This window comes from Flavobacterium piscis (assembly GCF_001686925.1).
GTDB lineage: Bacteria > Bacteroidota > Bacteroidia > Flavobacteriales > Flavobacteriaceae > Flavobacterium > Flavobacterium piscis.
On sequence record NZ_LVEN01000010.1, the window covers coordinates 247060 to 264140 of the forward strand.

19 protein-coding genes are annotated in these 17081 nt (G+C 34.0%); 9 read left to right on the forward strand and 10 right to left on the reverse strand.

Annotation, left to right across the window (positions count from 1 at the left end):
• Positions 1-42 precede the first annotated feature (42 nt).
• The 3 genes from FLP_RS06655 (at position 43) to FLP_RS06665 (ending at position 4005) form a co-directional block, all read left to right on the forward strand.
• Complete coding sequence (locus FLP_RS06655) at positions 43-2889, forward strand: TonB-dependent receptor (protein WP_065448730.1); 2847 nt, start codon at positions 43-45, stop codon at positions 2887-2889.
• A gap of 105 nt (positions 2890-2994) precedes the next feature.
• Positions 2995-3417, forward strand: a complete 423-nt coding sequence (locus tag FLP_RS06660; RefSeq protein ID WP_065448731.1) for a hypothetical protein — start codon at positions 2995-2997, stop codon at positions 3415-3417.
• Positions 3418-3507: 90 nt separating this feature from the next.
• Positions 3508-4005: a septal ring lytic transglycosylase RlpA family protein gene (locus FLP_RS06665; RefSeq protein ID WP_065448732.1), complete on the forward strand. Its 498-nt coding sequence runs from the start codon at positions 3508-3510 to the stop codon at positions 4003-4005.
• Between the two features lie 84 nt (positions 4006-4089).
• On the opposite strand, the gene FLP_RS06670 is transcribed toward FLP_RS06665, so the two are convergent.
• Entirely contained in the window at positions 4090-4545 is a 456-nt protein-coding gene (locus FLP_RS06670) for a DinB family protein (RefSeq protein WP_065448733.1), read from the reverse strand.
• A gap of 77 nt (positions 4546-4622) precedes the next feature.
• Here FLP_RS06670 and FLP_RS06675 point away from each other — a divergent pair, with 77 nt between their 5' ends.
• The 6 genes from FLP_RS06675 to FLP_RS06700 all read left to right on the forward strand — a co-directional run bounded on the left by FLP_RS06675 (position 4623) and on the right by FLP_RS06700 (position 8787).
• Positions 4623-4976, forward strand: a complete 354-nt coding sequence (locus FLP_RS06675; RefSeq protein WP_065448734.1) for an arsenate reductase family protein — start codon at positions 4623-4625, stop codon at positions 4974-4976.
• Between the two features lie 403 nt (positions 4977-5379).
• On the forward strand, positions 5380-6240 hold the full coding sequence (locus FLP_RS06680; protein WP_065448735.1) for a YicC/YloC family endoribonuclease: 861 nt from the start codon (positions 5380-5382) through the stop codon (positions 6238-6240).
• Between the two features lie 95 nt (positions 6241-6335).
• Positions 6336-6911 (forward strand): guanylate kinase, encoded by a 576-nt coding sequence (gmk, locus tag FLP_RS06685; RefSeq protein WP_065448736.1) that lies wholly within the window; start codon positions 6336-6338, stop codon positions 6909-6911.
• A 75-nt stretch (positions 6912-6986) separates the two neighbouring features.
• On the forward strand, positions 6987-7409 hold the full coding sequence (locus FLP_RS06690; RefSeq protein ID WP_065448737.1) for a DoxX family protein: 423 nt from the start codon (positions 6987-6989) through the stop codon (positions 7407-7409).
• Positions 7410-7476: 67 nt separating this feature from the next.
• On the forward strand, positions 7477-8082 hold the full coding sequence (gene nadD, locus FLP_RS06695) for a nicotinate (nicotinamide) nucleotide adenylyltransferase (RefSeq protein ID WP_065448738.1): 606 nt from the start codon (positions 7477-7479) through the stop codon (positions 8080-8082).
• Positions 8083-8787: a hypothetical protein gene (locus FLP_RS06700; RefSeq protein WP_065448739.1), complete on the forward strand. Its 705-nt coding sequence runs from the start codon at positions 8083-8085 to the stop codon at positions 8785-8787. It begins immediately after the preceding gene.
• Between the two features lie 263 nt (positions 8788-9050).
• Here FLP_RS06700 and FLP_RS06705 read toward each other — a convergent pair whose 3' ends face one another.
• The 9 genes from FLP_RS06705 to FLP_RS06745 form a co-directional block, all read right to left on the reverse strand.
• Positions 9051-10520, reverse strand: a complete 1470-nt coding sequence (locus FLP_RS06705; RefSeq protein WP_065448740.1) for a nicotinate phosphoribosyltransferase — start codon at positions 10518-10520, stop codon at positions 9051-9053.
• Between the two features lie 130 nt (positions 10521-10650).
• Complete coding sequence (locus FLP_RS06710) at positions 10651-11385, reverse strand: metallophosphoesterase family protein (RefSeq protein WP_065448741.1); 735 nt, start codon at positions 11383-11385, stop codon at positions 10651-10653.
• Positions 11382-11930, reverse strand: coding sequence for an RNA 2'-phosphotransferase (locus tag FLP_RS06715; RefSeq protein ID WP_065448742.1), 549 nt, complete (start codon positions 11928-11930; stop codon positions 11382-11384). The genes FLP_RS06710 and FLP_RS06715 overlap by 4 nt, the downstream gene beginning before the upstream one ends.
• 17 nt (positions 11931-11947) lie before the next feature.
• Entirely contained in the window at positions 11948-12418 is a 471-nt protein-coding gene (locus tag FLP_RS06720) for a macro domain-containing protein (protein WP_065448743.1), read from the reverse strand.
• A 152-nt stretch (positions 12419-12570) separates the two neighbouring features.
• A complete protein-coding gene (locus FLP_RS25870; RefSeq protein WP_083195807.1) occupies positions 12571-14031 on the reverse strand; it encodes an O-acetyl-ADP-ribose deacetylase in 1461 nt (486 codons plus the stop codon).
• 7 nt (positions 14032-14038) lie between these two features.
• Complete coding sequence (locus tag FLP_RS06730; RefSeq protein WP_065448744.1) at positions 14039-14566, reverse strand: riboflavin biosynthesis intermediates N-glycosidase; 528 nt, start codon at positions 14564-14566, stop codon at positions 14039-14041.
• A 7-nt stretch (positions 14567-14573) separates the two neighbouring features.
• Positions 14574-15656, reverse strand: a complete 1083-nt coding sequence (locus tag FLP_RS06735) for an adenylosuccinate synthetase (RefSeq protein ID WP_065448745.1) — start codon at positions 15654-15656, stop codon at positions 14574-14576.
• Between the two features lie 152 nt (positions 15657-15808).
• Positions 15809-16684 (reverse strand): hypothetical protein, encoded by an 876-nt coding sequence (locus FLP_RS06740; RefSeq protein ID WP_065448746.1) that lies wholly within the window; start codon positions 16682-16684, stop codon positions 15809-15811.
• A 2-nt stretch (positions 16685-16686) separates the two neighbouring features.
• Positions 16687-17022, reverse strand: a complete 336-nt coding sequence (locus tag FLP_RS06745; RefSeq protein WP_012022842.1) for a hypothetical protein — start codon at positions 17020-17022, stop codon at positions 16687-16689.
• Positions 17023-17081: the final 59 nt, after the last annotated feature.

Below are 17081 nucleotides of genomic sequence, written 5' to 3' on the forward strand. Positions count from 1 at the left end.
TTAATTGTTATAATTTTGCCAAAAACAATAAACTAATAACAAATGAAGACAATGAAAAATTGGTTACTCACTGGACTATTGTTCATGATAGTTTCAACCGCATTTTCTCAAGGAAAAATTACAGGTATGATTACCGACGGAGTTGGATCATTACCGGGAGCAAACGTAGTGATAAAAGGATCTGCGACTGCCACTTCTACGGATTTTGACGGTAAATTTACTTTGAATGCAACAACAAGTACAGGAGAAATCGTTATTTCTTTTTTAGGTTACGAGAACAAAACTGTTAAATTTTCAGTTTCTGGCGGTTCTACAAATTTAGGAACAATCGTTTTAACTTCTAATTCAAACGAATTAAGCGAAATTGTTGTAAAAAGTTCAGTTGTCGACATTGCAAAAGACAGAAAAACTCCTGTAGCAGTTTCTACAATTAAAGCTGCTGAAATTCAGGAAAAATTAGGAACTCAGGAATTTCCGGAGATCTTAAGAAACACTCCTTCAGTATATGTTACTAAATCAGGTGGTGGTTTTGGAGATTCAAGAATCAACATTCGTGGATTCAACCAAAATAACATCGCTGTGATGATCAACGGTATGCCGGTTAACGACATGGAAAACGGTTCTGTTTACTGGAGTAACTGGGCTGGTTTATCAGATGTAACATCTGCAATGCAGGTTCAAAGAGGTTTAGGAGCTTCTAAACTTGCAACTCCATCAGTTGGTGGAACAATCAACATTGTAACAAAATCTTCTGACAAAAAAGAAGGCGGATCATTCGCTTCTGGTTTTGGAAATGGAAGAAACTTTAAAATTCAGGGTTCATATAACACTGGTAAATTAGATAATGGACTTTCTGCTTCTATCTTATTATCTCAAACAATGGGAGATGGTTACGTAGACGGAACTCAATTTGAAGGTTCGAACTATTATGTAGCTTTAGGATACGGTACAAAAAGCGGCAAACATGACTTTCAACTTACTGTAACAGGTGCTCCACAATGGCACAACCAAAGATCTACAATATCTACAATTGCTACTTACCAACAATACGGACGTAACAATGATCCAAACATCAGATACAATGCTGATAACGGATATTTGAATGGTGAAGAATATAACATCAGAAAAAATTACTACCACAAACCTATTGCTTCGTTCAACTGGGATTATAAAATCAACGAAACTACAAAACTTTCATCTGTTCTTTATGCTTCTATGGGACGTGGTGCAGGAGCTAGTGCAACTGGAGGAATTAAAGGAAAAGGATATAGTGATGCTATAGCTTTTAGAAGACCGGACGGTTTAGTAGATTACGATAAAATCGTAGCATATAACTCTGGTACACCAGTTACTATTGCAGGTCTTACAGGACCTCAACAAAGACAACAAATTAATGGTGTTTACCAAAATAGTTCTTACTTTAACTCAAGTTCAAATATTGCGGATTACAATCCACAAACTAACATTAATACTACTGGTATCTCACAAACTTCATCTATCAACTCTCATGACTGGTTTGGTGCAGTAATCAACTTGAATAAAAAACTATCTAATACATTAACTTTAGATTTTGGTTTTGACGGAAGAACTTACAAAGGATACCACTATACAGTTTTGAATAACTTATTAGGCGGAGGTGAGTATTATGACAATTTTATTGCTGATCAAAAACCAACCGGTAGACGTTTAACTACAACTTATGATACAGATGTTCAATGGAATGTTTTTAAAAAGCCAGACTATGAGAAAATTTCTTTCAACAGTACTGGTAATGTAAAATGGTATGGTGTATTTACTCAATTAGAATACTCTAAAGATAATTTAACAGCATTTGTTCAGGGAGCTATATCACAACAAGGTTACAAAAGAGAAGATAATTTTGTATACAAAACAACTGATCCATTATCTTCTACTCCGTACAAAAACGTTACAGGTGGAAACGTAAAAGGTGGAGCTAACTACAACATCAACGAGAAACACAATGTTTTTGTGAATGCTGGATACTACTCAAGACAACCGTTCTTTAATTCAGTTTATCCAAACAACAAATCTACAGTAAACCCTAACCTTACTAACGAGAAAATCATTGGATTTGAAGCTGGTTATGGTTTCCGTTCTAAATTCTTTAATGCTTCGGTAAACCTTTACAACACAACTTGGAATGACAGGTACTTAAAAGGTAATGCACTTAATGCTTCAGCAACTATTCCTGCAAACTCAACTTATACAGAATTCGTAGGTCTTAACGAGGTTCACTCTGGATTTGAATTTGAAGGTAGCTCAAATATTACTGAAAGATTAAAAATCACAGGTATGTTCTCTTACGGAATCTGGGAATACAAAGGAAATGCTACTGTAAACGCTTACAACCAGGCAGACAATACACCAGTTGTAGGATATACTGCAGCAACTGTATACATGGACAAAGTAAAAGTAGGTGACGCTGCACAACTTACTGCATCTTTAGGAGCTTCTTACGAAGTTGTAACAAGAGTAACTATCGACGCTAACTACAACTTTAATGACAAATTATATGCTGGATTAAACCCGGTAAACTTTACATCTGCAACTAACAAAGGAGCTTTAGAATTACCTTCTTACGGTTTAATGGATGCTGGTTTCTCTTATAAAATGTTAGTAGGTAAGGACAAAGACAAATCGGTAAACTTCAGATTAAACGTAAACAACGTTTTTAATGAAATTTACATTGCTGAAGCAAGAACTAATACTTTTGCTGATGATAATCTTCCTGTAGCTTCTGGACAACCAGCTGGCTCAAAAGGAACTTACGCTTCAAACGGAATGCTTTATGATGGAGTTGCTAACGTAAACACTGTATTCTTCGGATTTGGAAGAACATGGAACTTTACACTACGTTACGATTTCTAATATTTAGAATCTAAATAAATACCAAAAAACGGCATTGACTTTTAGTCTTATGCCGTTTTTTTTATGCCTTTTTTGCTATATTTGTTTTAACAAAAAAATTAATTTATGTACCATTTTCTACAAAAATTCCATTCTGGCTGGGCTTATTTAGCACTTTTGCTTTTATTAGTTGCAGTTGTAAACGCTATCATTGGAGTAACGTCTAAGAAAGATTTTACCGCTAAAGACCGTAAAATTGCATTGTTTGCCTTAATAGGAACTCACACTCAATTACTGATTGGAATACTACTTTATTTTGTTTCTCCGCTTGGAAAAGCAGCTTTTGGACAAATGTCTAACGCAGAACTAAGATTAACTTCATTAGAACATCCATTAATCAATCTTATTGCTATTATTTTGATTACTATTGGATGGTCGAAACATAAAAAATTAATCAATAGCGAAGCTAAATTTAAAACTTTTGCTATTTATTACGGATTAGGATTATTGCTTATATTAAGTAGAATCCCGTGGAACTTATGGTTCTAAAAAAACCAATTAAAGCCCTAAAATAATAGGGCTTTTTTTATCTCGGCATATTATTTGTACAAACTCCCCAAGTCTGAAAAAAAATAAAAAATGAGAAGTAAAAAAAACATTATACTTACCAGCCTTACACTAACTTTTTTAAGTTGTTTTACCTATGTTATAAGTCAAACAAAACCAGCAACAGAGCCTAAACCTAAAAGTACACAGGATACGGTAAAAATGGTAAAACCGGACATACTTGCCATTCCAACTGATTCGGTTTTTACTGATAAAGGCTTAAAATTAAAACCTTATAAAAAAAACGCACACGCTTCTTACTACGCTGATCGTTTTAACGGAAAAAAAACAGCAAGTGGAGCACGATTCAGCAATAGTAAATATACCGCTGCACACAAAAAACTGCCATTTGGTACCAGAATAAAAGTAACAAATGAAGCTAACGGAAAATTTGTCATCGTAAAAGTAACAGATCGTGGTCCGTTTGTAAGAACAAGAGAACTTGATTTATCGAAAAGAGCTTTTATGGAAATCACCAAGCACAAAGGAAGTGGCGCTATGAAAGTAACAATTGAAACTATAGTAGAATAATAAAGACATTCTAAATGTAACCCGACAGGTTTTAAAATCTATCGGGTTTGTTGTTTTATTTAAGTACCTAACAATTAGAAGAGATTAAAGAAACTTTCTGATACTCATAATAATTCCGGTATGAATTCCTTCGTGATAATTAACGAAATTTAAAGCATCATCAACATTTTTCAAATCAAAACCCATACTTGTGGTATATGCATTGTAATTAACAAAAATATTGGCTTCAAAATCTTTTATAGTTTGATTGAGAGTCGAAGATAGTAAGCCTCTTATTTCATCGACTTCTGATTGCGACACATCGCCTTCTGGTTTTGTTCCTTTAGAATATTTCGATAAAAATTCATCAGAAACCTGTAAAGGCAAACCTGATAATTTATAAACTAAAACCTGTTGTGAAGCAATGCAATGCGCAATATTCCAAATCAGGTTATTATTAAATCCTGACGGGATTTTATTTAATTGTTCTAAGGAATGATGATCTAAAATCTTTAACAGAATTTCTCTAATGGTTTTCTGTACTTCAAAAACTGAGTTCATAATTTTATTTTTTTTCTAAAATTAGTCATTTTTCAGTTTTAAATGGATTTTCTTTGTAGTCTCTTAAATTAAAAAACATGAATAAAATATACTATTTGGCTTCTTGCGATACGTGTCGCAAAATCATCAAAAGCTTGCCCAAAGATAATGATCTGGTTTTTCACGATATCAAACAAAATCCCATTACTGAAGCTGAACTGGAGGAAATGCACAAACTTGCCGGAAGTTACGAGGCTTTATTTAGCAAGAAAGCGCAATTATATAAATCAATGGATTTGAAAAACAAATCTTTGACTGAGGACGATTATAAAAAATACATCTTAGAACATTACACGTTTATCAGTCGTCCGGTTTTTATTATTGATGAAAAAATTTACATTGGCAATACGCAACCTGTGACATTACAGGTGATGAAAGCTTTAGAAAAATAAAGTACTAAAATGCCCGGGTTTGCGTTAGGGATTACTTCACTATAATTTTATTTTATTTTAGTGTTCAGTGAACTTCGTTTGAAGCGGAAATCCTTTTTTTGAGCTTTTTCTGCTCAAAAAAAGATTGGGAGCGGATAGCCCGGTCCGCTGCGGCGGAAACGCCCAAGAACTAAAACGCCGGTGGTGAAAAAAGTTAGCCACAAATTGCACAAATTTTCACAAATTTCATTCTTTTTTAATTTGAATTCTAAAAATATTTTCAAAGTTAGCCTGGAAAAAATTTGTGGAAATTTGTGGAATTTACTGTAAAAAAACTTTACACAAAGCTGACTTTAACAGATTAGCGATTTAAAACTCAAGACTGCAAAGTTTTATTTATCTTTGCGCCTTTATACTCAATTATATGATACAATCTATGACAGGGTTTGGCAAAGCTTCTTTGCAATTGCCTACAAAAAAAATTACCGTTGAAGTAAAATCCTTAAATAGTAAAGGTTTAGATTTAAACGTAAGAATGCCGTCGCTTTATCGCGAGATGGAACTTGGTTTAAGAACTCAAATCTCTACAAAACTGGAAAGAGGGAAAATTGATTTCGGGATTTACATTGAAAGTACTTCTGAACAAACTTCGACGAAAGTAAATGTACCTGTTGTAAAAAACTACATTGCTCAGCTTAGAGAAGTTTATCCTGGCGCTGACGAAACTGAATTGATGAAAATGGCCGTTCGTATGCCAGATACGCTAAAAACGGAACGTGAGGAAATCGATGAAAACGATTGGGAACAAATTCAGGTGATTATTGAAGAGGCTTTACAAAACATTTTGACTTTTAGAAAAGATGAAGGTGAATCTCTGGAAAAAGAATTCAACTTAAGAATTGGAAATATTCGTCAATACATGAACGATGCTTTGGCTCTTGATCCGGAACGTGTTCAGGCGATAAAAGACCGTTTGCAAACTGCAATTTCTGAATTGAAAGTGAATGTGGATGAAAATCGTTTCGAACAGGAATTGATTTATTACCTTGAAAAACTGGATATTACGGAGGAGAAAGTGCGTTTAACAAATCATTTGGATTATTTCTTAGAAACGATTAAAGGCACTGAAGCTAATGGTCGTAAATTAGGTTTTATTACTCAGGAAATGGGTCGCGAGATCAATACCATGGGTTCTAAATCAAATCACGCTCAAATGCAGAAGTTGGTGGTGATGATGAAGGATGAATTGGAAAAGATTAAAGAACAGGTTTTGAATGTGCTTTAAAAAAGCAATATGCTTTAAGCTATAGGCTATAAGCAGGAATAAAAGCATCAAATTAAAGCTTAAAGCGTAATGCTTAAAGCCTAAAGCATATATTAATGAACAAAGGAAAATTAATTGTTTTCTCAGCACCGTCTGGATCAGGAAAAACAACTATAGTAAGACACTTACTTGGGAAGGAAGATTTGAATTTAGAATTTTCGATCTCGGCAGCTTCACGCGACCCACGCGGAGAAGAAGAACACGGAAAAGATTATTATTTTATTTCGCTGGAAGAATTCAAAAAACACATTAAAGCCGAAAATTTCCTGGAATGGGAAGAAGTGTATCGTGATAATTTTTACGGTACTTTGAAAGCCGAAATCGAACGTATCTGGGCTTTGGGCAAAAACGTAATTTTTGATATTGATGTTGCCGGCGGACTACGTATTAAACATAAATTTCCGGAGCAGACTTTGGCTGTTTTTGTAAAACCTCCAAGTGTCGACGAACTAAAACGCAGATTGAAGGAACGTTCTACTGAAAGTGATGACAAAATCAATATGCGTATTGCAAAAGCTTCTGTTGAGTTGGCTACTGCACCTCAGTTTGACACGATTATAAAAAATTACGATTTAGATACTGCCAAAGAAGAGGCGTATCAATTAGTGAAAGCTTTTGTAAATAAAGACTAGAAACTTCATAAAATCAATACTTTTTTAGAAAAACAGCCGTTAGCTTTTGATGTAACCGCTATTAATATCTGTACTATGATTAATTTATTTGAAATAAAAAGAAACGAAAACTATCTAAGCATCATTATTCTTGTCATTAGAGTATTGATCGCATCATTGATGATTTCACATGGATTATCCAAACTAAATATGCTTTTAGCCGGAGGTGACATTCAGTTTCCTGACCCGCTTGGAGTAGGAAAAACAGCTTCGTTGACTCTTGCCGTTTTTGCAGAAGTAATTTGTTCATTTTTTATCTTCCTTGGTTTAGCCACAAGACTGGCGACTTTGCCATTAATAATTACAATGCTCGTTGCTGTATTTGTTATTCATAGTGCCGACCCAATAGATGTAAAAGAAATGGGAATTTTATATTTGCTGTTTTATGTACTTCTTTTGGTAACCGGAAGTGGTAAATTCTCTATTGATTATTTGATTTCAAAAAAGAATCGATACTAAATTATTTAATACCACTGCTTAATTTGAATGTAATGACTAGCATTTGAATTATGAAAAAACCTCTTTTATGAAGATAGGCCTTTATTTCGGAACGTATAATCCCATTCATGTTGGCCACTTAATTATTGCCAATCATATGGCGGAGTTTGCCGATTTAGATCAGATTTGGATGGTTGTAACGCCACATAATCCGTTAAAGAAGAAATCTACTTTATTAGACGATCACCAGCGTTTAGAAATGGTGCATTTAGCTACAGAGGATTATCCAAAAATTAAACCTTCGGATATTGAGTTTAAATTACCTCAGCCTAATTATACGGTGAATACTTTGGTTCATTTGCATGAAAAGTACCCAACGCATGATTTCTCCTTAATTATGGGCGAAGACAATCTGAAAACGCTTCATAAATGGAAAAACTACGAAGTACTTTTAGAGCACTACGAAATTTATGTTTATCCAAGACTGGAAGACAAAACACAAACCGGTGAAACTTTAGAAGAAGAACCTAATACTTTAAAATCGCATCCCAATATTCATATTATTGATGCGCCAATTGTAGAAATTTCGGCTACTTTTATTCGAAAAAGCATAAAAGAAGGAAAGAATATTCAACCGCTTTTACCTCCAAAAGTTTGGGAATATATTGATCACAATAATTTTTATAAGAAATAAATGCATTTCTCCGCTTCGATTTTTTATCCAAAGAAATCCAGACAATTTGACTTTACTTTGTCTGAAAAGCTAACTTACTATTCTTTAACTGCAATTATTTCATATACCTTATTGCTTGTTTTTATTGAAAAATCATTTGGATATGATATTTCAGAATATACATATTCTTTACTTATAATTCCTTTTATAACTTATATCATTGGGGGCGCCATTCGTTTAAACGAATATGAAAATTTAAATGGTCATTTTATAGGAAGTATGTCTTTTGAAGATGACTTTTTACTTATGGAATCAAAGGAATATTTATACAATAAAATTGAAGATTTAATTGTATTTGGAAATTCTTACTCTGGCCAAAGAAATGAAAACACACGATCTGGCCCGATGTACAGTAACGGAGTACATAACTCAATTTCTTTCGTTTATGATGATCAAAAAATTTTCAGAAATTTTAAATTAGATTCCGAAAGACATATTGATGAATTGCAATCAGCTTTATTGAATATCATTACCAATGAAAAAATCCCATATCAAAGAAAATATCTAAATTTTATAAATTCAGAATATCGTTCATTCATGAAATTTGAACTTTTTATTGCAAAATTGATTAAAGAAAAAAGGATGGAATGTACAGAAGGATTACTTTTTATAGGATACGATTCTGATGAAGAAGCAAAAGAATTGAGAGCAAAATATTGCTGCTAGATAATTACAAAAACGAAAGCCTGAATTTAAATTTCAGGCTTTTTCTTTCTGTAATAAATTGATTTTTAGAATCAGCTCCAGAGGAGCGTAATATCTATAGCTAAAATATAAAGTTGGAGTTAAAGCTCCAGCGGAGCGATATTCGCTTTATAGGTTAATTGCCAATATATCACCCCGATGGGGGTTCTCTTAAAACAATCTTTAAAATGCTATAAAGATATCATCCCTCTGGGATTTATTAGTCCAACTTATAATCAGATTCTTTATGCTTCAATATTAATATCACTTTTAACTCTCGCTCTAACATCACTCAAAGACTGATCAACCAAAAGTTTTCCGTCTCTAAAAACTTCTTTCAATTCGCCTTGTTTTTCTTCTTCCCATGAAACATTATCTGTTAGATGGTAAACACCGTCGATTAAATCAATTTTCATTAATCCTTTGGCTGATTTTTTAGTTCCGTCATCTGTGATTGGATCTTTGAATATAGCTCTTCCTTCCCCATCCACTTCTCCGTAAGTAGCTTTCATGGCAAAACCAAAAGTATCTCTGGTGTTATATTGATACGTAAAAGAACCAATTCCTAAAACAACGTTTGTAGAAGCAAATCCTTTTTCTTTTAATCGTTCTGCAATTTGAGTTGCACGTGCTACTGTTATACTATCGCCGTAAATAGCTCCAATTTGAGGAATAAGCTCTTTATATCCTTTTGCATTGGTTGTTCCTCCAAAAACATCCCAAAGCAGCTCAATCACGCCTTTTTTCTCTTGTTCTGTTTTTCCGTTTGGATTTCCGCAGATAATATCAACCGGATCTCCACTATCAGGACGAATGACCACTTTACCTTCTCTGGCAACAATATCTTCCTTTAAACGTGGTAAATAATCGGTTAGCACTTTCCATAAATCCCAAGTATCAGAAACGATAGAAACAATTCCTTTTGGATAAACCTCAGTCACTAATCTTTTAAATGTTTCGCACTCGCCTTCAGTCGTTCCCATACACATTACAGAATGTTCTGTTGCAGCAACTGAACCTGCGATTAATTCGTTATCAGAATTGGCATTGTAATAATCTTCAAAGAAATCAATTACCGGAATGGTATCAGATCCTGTAAAACTCAATAAATGTCCGGCTGCAGAAGTTATTGCCGCTTCGATTCCGCCCATTCCTCTCATAGAGAAATCGTGCGCCTGCCAATCTACAAATTCAGGAACAGATGAAGTTTCACCAGCATATTTGTCTAGTACTTTTCTGTATTCTTTTGCAATTGTAGCAGAATTACAAGGCAGCCAAATTACGGCTGAAAGTAAAGTCTCGAAATAATTTGTCAGCCAGAAAAATTCCGGAATGGTATTGTACATCGTAAACATTGGCACTCTCAACGGAACACTTACTCCTTCTGGCAAGGCTTTAAAAACCATTGGGATATAGCCTAAATCGTGTAAATCTTCGATATGTTTTGTCCCTACCTGATTTTCACCCAAATAATTATTGATTCTTCGTGAGTATTTTTTAATCACTTCTTCTTTTGGCTGTTTGAAGAAATACTCTTCAAAATCATGAATAATATATTTTTTGATAAAATACTGCAATCCAAAAAACACTACCTCGTCAAGACCTTCTATTCTGGATTTTCTTGGTGTCCAGTTAGAATATACTAATGTGGTTTTGTCCGGGTATTGTCTTCTGTGGTCAACTTTGTAACCATCTGTTAATAATAGTGGGTTCATATATTTTAGTTATTTAAATTCTCGTAAATTTTGGGTTTCATAGAGATAACGAAGTTTATCACAGAGACTCGCCACGTTTTAATTTTCTTTGTGCTTTTTTGTATTTTTCTTTGTGTGTCTTTGTGTAATATTAAGCTTTATTTCTTCCTTTTTCGTTTGGGTAAAATGATTGCACAACATCGCTTTGCCAAAATACTTTTGTTTCTATATCAATACAACTTAATTTTCCGTAAAAACCTGCTCCGGTATCTATATTCCAGACATTACATCCTTGCATTGGAATCTCAATATTATAATGAAGCGTTGGTGTGTGGCCAATGTAAATTTCATTATAAAGCAATAATCTTTTAGGATAGGATAGTGAATCTTTTTTGATTCTTTTGTCCATTGTCAGAGCCATTTCCCAAAGGGTTCTGTCCCAGGAATAATTTGTTTTGTAATGTTCCTTGTCCGGACCATGCATCGACGAAAATCCTGCGTGAATAAACAAATTATTATTTTCATCTACAAAATAATCTTTCATGTTTTCAAAAAAATTACAATGTTTTTCTTTTTCGAAAGAATCAATATTCTGATAACTTTCTATAGTTGATTTTCCTCCGTGCAAAAACCAAATGTCGTTTACAACATCATTCTTCAGCCATTCGTGACACCAAACATCATGATTTCCTCTTATAAAAATGCATTCTTGTCTTTGGGATAATTCAATCAGAAAGTCAATTACTTGTGCCGATTCTCTCCAGCCATCGACATAATCTCCCAGAAAAATAAATCGGTCATTTTCGTTAATTCCAACTTTATCTAATAATTGAATTAAAGCTTTTAAACCACCGTGAATATCTCCAAAAACTAATGTTCGTTTCATGATTTAAACTCTATGTATTTCGCCGGAACTTCATCTGTTAACCAAACATTATTTTCAGACAAGTAAAATTTAAATCCATCTCTGTGCATCGCACCGCTTCTTACGGTTAGAATCTGAGGAACGCCACGTCTGCTACCTACTTTTATGGCCGTTTCACGATCTTTGGAAAGATGCACGTGCTGACGGCTCATTTTTTTCAAACCTTCTTTCTGAATGTTCTCCATAAACTTTCCAACAGTTCCGTGATATAAATATTCTGAAGGTTCTGTTTCATTCAGGTTTAATTCAACCGAAATAGAATGTCCCTGACTTGCTCTTATTTTCGTTTTATCTTCATTAAAAGCAAAACGTTTTTTATCATTGTTTTCTACTACGTAATCTAAAAGAACCGCGTCTAGTTTATTTCCTTTTTGGGAACATTTTAGAATTAATTCCTCAACATCTGCCCAACCGTTTTCGTCTAATTTTAATCCTATTTTTTCTGGTGAATGTCTAAGTACTAAACTTAGAAATTTGCTCACTGTTTTTGCTATATTTTCATTCATTATTAATATTTTTTTTTCTAGAAGTCATATACAACGACTTCAACATCATTATTTGAAAGTCTTTGGAGAATAATAGGCTCTATCATCTCCCACTTTCCGCCTGCTAAACCACAGCCAATTCTTGGCATATGAACGCTGGCATTACTTTCTTTTGCGAACGAAGCTACTTCTTTCAAGCCATCTTCAATAGCATCATATCGTATTGGAGCATTTCCGTTTTCATCTTTATTGATTTTATGCTGACCAATTAAATTTGCTACCCAAAGATCTTCTTCTACCTGAACAAACTGAACTTTACCCAATTCAAAACCGTCTTTTGATTTAAACCATTCTCTATATTGATTTTCCGGTTTTTTCCATCTTTTAGAAATTGCCATAACAAATCCTTTTCCCCAACCTCCAATATCATTACAGATATGCACAATGATTTTATTATTTTCTGATTGAGGAGCCGTTGCATCTCCTTTTCTATATTGAATATCTTTCATTTATTTCATTATTTTAATCAAACGTTCCTACGGAACGTAAATACAACACAACACTATTTTTATCTACCGATGAGATGTTCCTATGGAACACCAAAAACTCGTGTTTACAATTCATTATTTTTGATCTATTCTTTCTAAAAATTATAAACTGTCTATTTCATTTTTTTTAATTTTAAAGACAGTCTTTCGCACAAATCATCAATATCATTTTTTCTTGCTAATGCAGTAATCCATTTTTGTGGAATATTGTCAATTCCGTAATACATTCCTGCCAAGCCTCCCGTAATTGCTCCAGTTGTATCTGTATCTCCGCCTAAATTCACTGCTTTTAAAACAGTTTCTTCATAAGTATTCGAATTTAAAAAACACCAAAAACTGGCTTCTAAACTGTGAAGAACATAACCTGATGATTCAATTTCATTTTCAGGATAATCCGCTATATTATTTTTTAAGATTCTATCAAACAATTGAATTTCAATTGGATTAAATTTCTTATCACTTAAAAAATCAGAAACAATCTTTTGCATGTTTGTATACGCCTGTATTTTATCAATGCCTTTTGAAATTTCTAAACAATACACAACATAGATAAAACAAGCAAATACTGATCTAAAATGAGCATGGGTAATCGAAGAAACTTCTTTTACTTTTTTATAAATAATTTCGATATCAGTCTCTTTATGAAGATGAAAAACCAAAGGCAGAATTCTCATTAAAGATCCGTTACCATTATCTTCTTCAAAGAAATTACCCGAAAATCTGGCAGATTCTCCTTTTACAACTCTTGCCAAAGAATACCTTGTAGTTCCTCCAATATCAAATACTTTATGATGAGCTCCCCAATATCCTTCCTGCATCCATTTAACAAAAGTTAATGCCATATCTTCTATATCAAAACCTTTGCATAAACTTTCTGCAGTACAAAAAGCCAATGAACTATCGTCGCTAAATGTCCCGAGAGGTTGATTCCAACACATAAACCCCATCATATCCTGAACAGGACTACTTCTTAAATAATCTCTGGTTTTAAATTCTACCGGAACGCCCAAGGCATCTCCAATCGCAACTCCAAATAATCCTGATTTCACTTTATATTCAAAGACGTTTTTTATTATATCATTATAAATTTTGAAATTTTCATCATCATAACAAACAAAAATGATTTTTTCGAATTGCTCTTTATTTTCAAAAATATCAATTGAATGCAGTGCAATTTCTGCTGCTAACTCTTTGGGGAATTTATAAATACCTGTACTTATATTAGGGAATGCAATGGTTTTAATATCATTTTCTACCGCCAATTCCAGAACCCTTAAATAACAGCTTAGCAATAATTCTTCTTCGAGACCTTTACCGTCATTCCAAACCGGACCAACGGTATGAATAACATATTTTGCTGGTAAATTTCCAGCCGTTGTAATCACAGCATCTCCAACTTTACAGCCACCTTGCTTATTTCGAATTTTAACGCAATCTTCTAAAATAGCTTTTCCTCCTTTTCTATGGATAGCGCCGTCAACTCCGCCTCCGCCTAATAAGGAAGTATTGGCGGCGTTTACAATTGCGTCTACTTGAATTTCTGTTATATCGGCTTTAAGGATTTCTATTTTCATGACTAATTTATTCTAATTCATCCCTAACTTCCATCAAAGCAAAACCTAACAAATTCAAGCCTCTCCACTTTTCAGGATTCAAAATATCTTTGTGATCACCAGCCATCCCGATTCCCCAAATGGCATCTACAGGACTTGCTTCTACGATAACTCTCTCTTTTGTGTTGAGTAAAAAAGTTTTTAACTCGGGGTTTTGACTGAATTTATGATAATTGCCTTCTTTTACAATATCAAATCTAGCGGCTAACCACAAGGTTTCATTATAATTCTTTACTTCTCTGCCAAACTTTTTGGCTTCGGCAGGAGATTTAGCCTGAAGGATTTTCTCCAAAATCGCATGGTCTTTAAACAATTCAGCTTTCTTGGCCATCATCCAGTGTTCGGCAGTTTTGTAAATCACTTTATCAACTTCAAACGAACTCAGCCACCATTGACTAAAGCAGGTTTTAGAAATGCTTCCGTCTTTATTGGGCTGATGTCCCCAGAAGAATAAAAACTTATTTTCTGTGGCTATATTTTGTATATTGTATTTCATTTTTTCTTTATTGGAACAAAGAAGTTAACTGTTTGAAATCTTTTGAATCGGGTGAAAATGATCCGTAGATTTCCTTAAACGCTGTTGTTAAGTTTTCGAACTGATAATCTTTTTCGATCTGATCCATGCAGGTTACCACCAAGTTTCTTTTTGCATTAAAACTGTAAGCGGCATCCAACTTTAAACTATAATTTAATAGCTCATAATCTAAATCTCCCGTTCTTAACTCTTTCTGAAAATCATTGTAAACACAGGTTTCTTCTTCGTTATTTTTTAATTTTAATTCTCTTTCATTTGCCATCCAGCCACTTCCGTGTCGGGTAGAATAACTTCTGGTAACATAATAAACCTCAACATCATCTATTTTTAATTTCTGGCAGATTTCAATTGCATTTTTGGATGTTGTATTGGCATATGTTACATTCGGAAAAACACCATGATCCATGTCGAGAAGAATTCCCTGGCTTCCTTCAAAAATCAAATTTGAATAGTTTTCTAAAAAACTGTAATCGCTGATATTCCATTTTATTTTATCAATGATTTCCAAATAATGATCTACTTCTGCATCGATTTCACTTTCATTTAAAAAACCGTAGTAATAGGCGATTTTTTGCAGTTTCTCTAAGAGCATTTGTCTTGGCGCGATCAAATCTATGGCGAAAAGTTTGTACTGACCTTCATTACGTTTCATTGTCGCTCCAACGCCTTTTCCACAAGTTCCGTGATCCAGATTTCTTACGTTGTTTCGGTTTTGCCAAACATCAAACGGAGTTGTTATTTTGGCTAACGGATGAATATGAAGTGCAATATTTCCTCCTTTTTCTTCGAGTTCTTCTTTTTCATTAAATAAAAAAACGGGATGAATCGTGCAATGTTCGCTATAATAAGATGGCAAACCGCGAAGTGCTCCGCTGGCAAAACTTGAATGAACGTGCTTTTTGCCCTCAATCATTACGGTATGCGCCGCCTGTTGTCCTCCTGAAAACCGAATAACTATAGATTCAGGATTTTGCTTCGACAGAAAATCTGTTGTAATTCCTTTTCCTTCATCACCAAATCCTAAACCTATAACTATTTGAGCTGTTTTCATTTTTTAAAATATTTTTTAAACACATAGAAACATAGCGTTGCAGAATCTAAAAAGGCGTTTCACTCTCATAGCACCATGTGAAATGCGGTTTCAAAAATTTTTAATTTTTAATTCTCAATTTTTAATTAAATCTACATTTCTATGTGTTTAATTTAAAGCATTTCTATATTATCTAAACCTGTATCTTTTGTGTCAGAAACTGGTATTGATCCTAAACCTGACCCTGAATTTTTATGTTTTTCACAAATGATTTTCTTGATTACATTCGGGATTTCTTTGTGATCTTCGATAGACAAACAATTTTGGCCCAGTAATTCTTTCCAGGCCACATTTGCTCTTACCGCCTGATCAGAATGTAATACGCTGATATGATACACTTCGTAACGTTTCTGAGCTTCTTTTAATAATTCAAGAGACGTATACGTTTGCTGTCCCTGACCCATAATCTCTTTTATGGCAGATGCCGGAAGCGTTGGTAAATTTGGTTCATCACCCACGGTAAACAACAATCCTTTTTGACCTCTTTTTTCGAAAGCATCGGTTTTGGTATGAAAAGCGGCAAAATACCACGCCAGAAGATAACTTTCTCCGGCGTTTCCTCCGCCTCCACCTTCAATATAAGTTCTCGTTAGCCACATATCCAATTCTTCATCGCCAGATTCAAATTGTCCAACCTGAAGCGGAAATCTGTCGCATTCGTGATCTCCAATTCCTAAAAACAAAAGTGCCGGATCCGGAACTCCGCCCTGAATAATTCCTCCCATTAATTTTGGCAGTCCTTCTTTAATCAGTTCATGCGGAATATGTCCCATACTTCCTGTAACATCCAATCCTAAAATAATTGGAACTGTATTGGGATGCACTTCAGAATCTCTGGCTTCTCTAAACGTAATGCCGTTTGGATTCATAGATTCGTGTGCCATTCCTAATTGATTTTGAACGAAAATCTCACTTGCAGATTTAAATCCGTAACCTGCTTCTTTTGCTCTGCTCAAACGAGCGCCTAAATCGTATCTTGTACCTCCCATAACTAAAATGTTTTACCAAATAAATATTCGAATCTCTTTTTTGTCACTTCAAACTGAATATTTAAATTTCTGATTGTTAATGATAATTCCATATCTTTTTGCACAAATGCTTCCGGTTGAAAGTCGGCAAAAGTCAAACTATTCTTGTCAAGCGGACTAATATCGATAAGGCCCTCCTGCTCTCTTTCGAGTCTTTTTATTTTTAGTTCGATATCTTCGACTCTTCTTCTGTATATTAATTCAGAATCTTCACCAATGGTTTTGGCTCTGTCTTCTCTAATTTGATCATTGTTTCTTCTTAAAGACTCAATAAATCTTGGTTTTAAATCATCACTCATAATGTTTGTGGTTAGTTTCAGGTTTTCTTTGTTTCAGGTTTCAAGTTGCACACTGAACT

Bases quoted from the DNA above. Each gene is read 5' to 3' on its own strand.
- FLP_RS25870 (WP_083195807.1), bottom strand. From the start codon at position 14,031: ATGAAAATAGAAATCCTTAAAGCCGATATAACAGAAATTCAAGTAGAC.
- FLP_RS06700 (WP_065448739.1), top strand. From the start codon at position 8,083: ATGCATTTCTCCGCTTCGATTTTTTATCCAAAGAAATCCAGACAATTT.
- FLP_RS06740 (WP_065448746.1), bottom strand. From the start codon at position 16,684: ATGGGAGGTACAAGATACGATTTAGGCGCTCGTTTGAGCAGAGCAAAA.
- FLP_RS06730 (WP_065448744.1), bottom strand. From the start codon at position 14,566: ATGAAATACAATATACAAAATATAGCCACAGAAAATAAGTTTTTATTC.
- FLP_RS06720 (WP_065448743.1), bottom strand. From the start codon at position 12,418: ATGAAAGATATTCAATATAGAAAAGGAGATGCAACGGCTCCTCAATCA.
- nadD (WP_065448738.1), top strand. From the start codon at position 7,477: ATGAAGATAGGCCTTTATTTCGGAACGTATAATCCCATTCATGTTGGC.
- FLP_RS06705 (WP_065448740.1), bottom strand. From the start codon at position 10,520: ATGAACCCACTATTATTAACAGATGGTTACAAAGTTGACCACAGAAGA.
- FLP_RS06655 (WP_065448730.1), top strand. From the start codon at position 43: ATGAAGACAATGAAAAATTGGTTACTCACTGGACTATTGTTCATGATA.
- FLP_RS06745 (WP_012022842.1), bottom strand. From the start codon at position 17,022: ATGAGTGATGATTTAAAACCAAGATTTATTGAGTCTTTAAGAAGAAAC.
- FLP_RS06715 (WP_065448742.1), bottom strand. From the start codon at position 11,930: ATGAATGAAAATATAGCAAAAACAGTGAGCAAATTTCTAAGTTTAGTA.
- FLP_RS06710 (WP_065448741.1), bottom strand. From the start codon at position 11,385: ATGAAACGAACATTAGTTTTTGGAGATATTCACGGTGGTTTAAAAGCT.
- FLP_RS06660 (WP_065448731.1), top strand. From the start codon at position 2,995: ATGTACCATTTTCTACAAAAATTCCATTCTGGCTGGGCTTATTTAGCA.
- FLP_RS06665 (WP_065448732.1), top strand. From the start codon at position 3,508: ATGAGAAGTAAAAAAAACATTATACTTACCAGCCTTACACTAACTTTT.
- FLP_RS06680 (WP_065448735.1), top strand. From the start codon at position 5,380: ATGATACAATCTATGACAGGGTTTGGCAAAGCTTCTTTGCAATTGCCT.
- FLP_RS06675 (WP_065448734.1), top strand. From the start codon at position 4,623: ATGAATAAAATATACTATTTGGCTTCTTGCGATACGTGTCGCAAAATC.
- FLP_RS06670 (WP_065448733.1), bottom strand. From the start codon at position 4,545: ATGAACTCAGTTTTTGAAGTACAGAAAACCATTAGAGAAATTCTGTTA.
- FLP_RS06690 (WP_065448737.1), top strand. From the start codon at position 6,987: ATGATTAATTTATTTGAAATAAAAAGAAACGAAAACTATCTAAGCATC.
- gmk (WP_065448736.1), top strand. From the start codon at position 6,336: ATGAACAAAGGAAAATTAATTGTTTTCTCAGCACCGTCTGGATCAGGA.
- FLP_RS06735 (WP_065448745.1), bottom strand. From the start codon at position 15,656: ATGAAAACAGCTCAAATAGTTATAGGTTTAGGATTTGGTGATGAAGGA.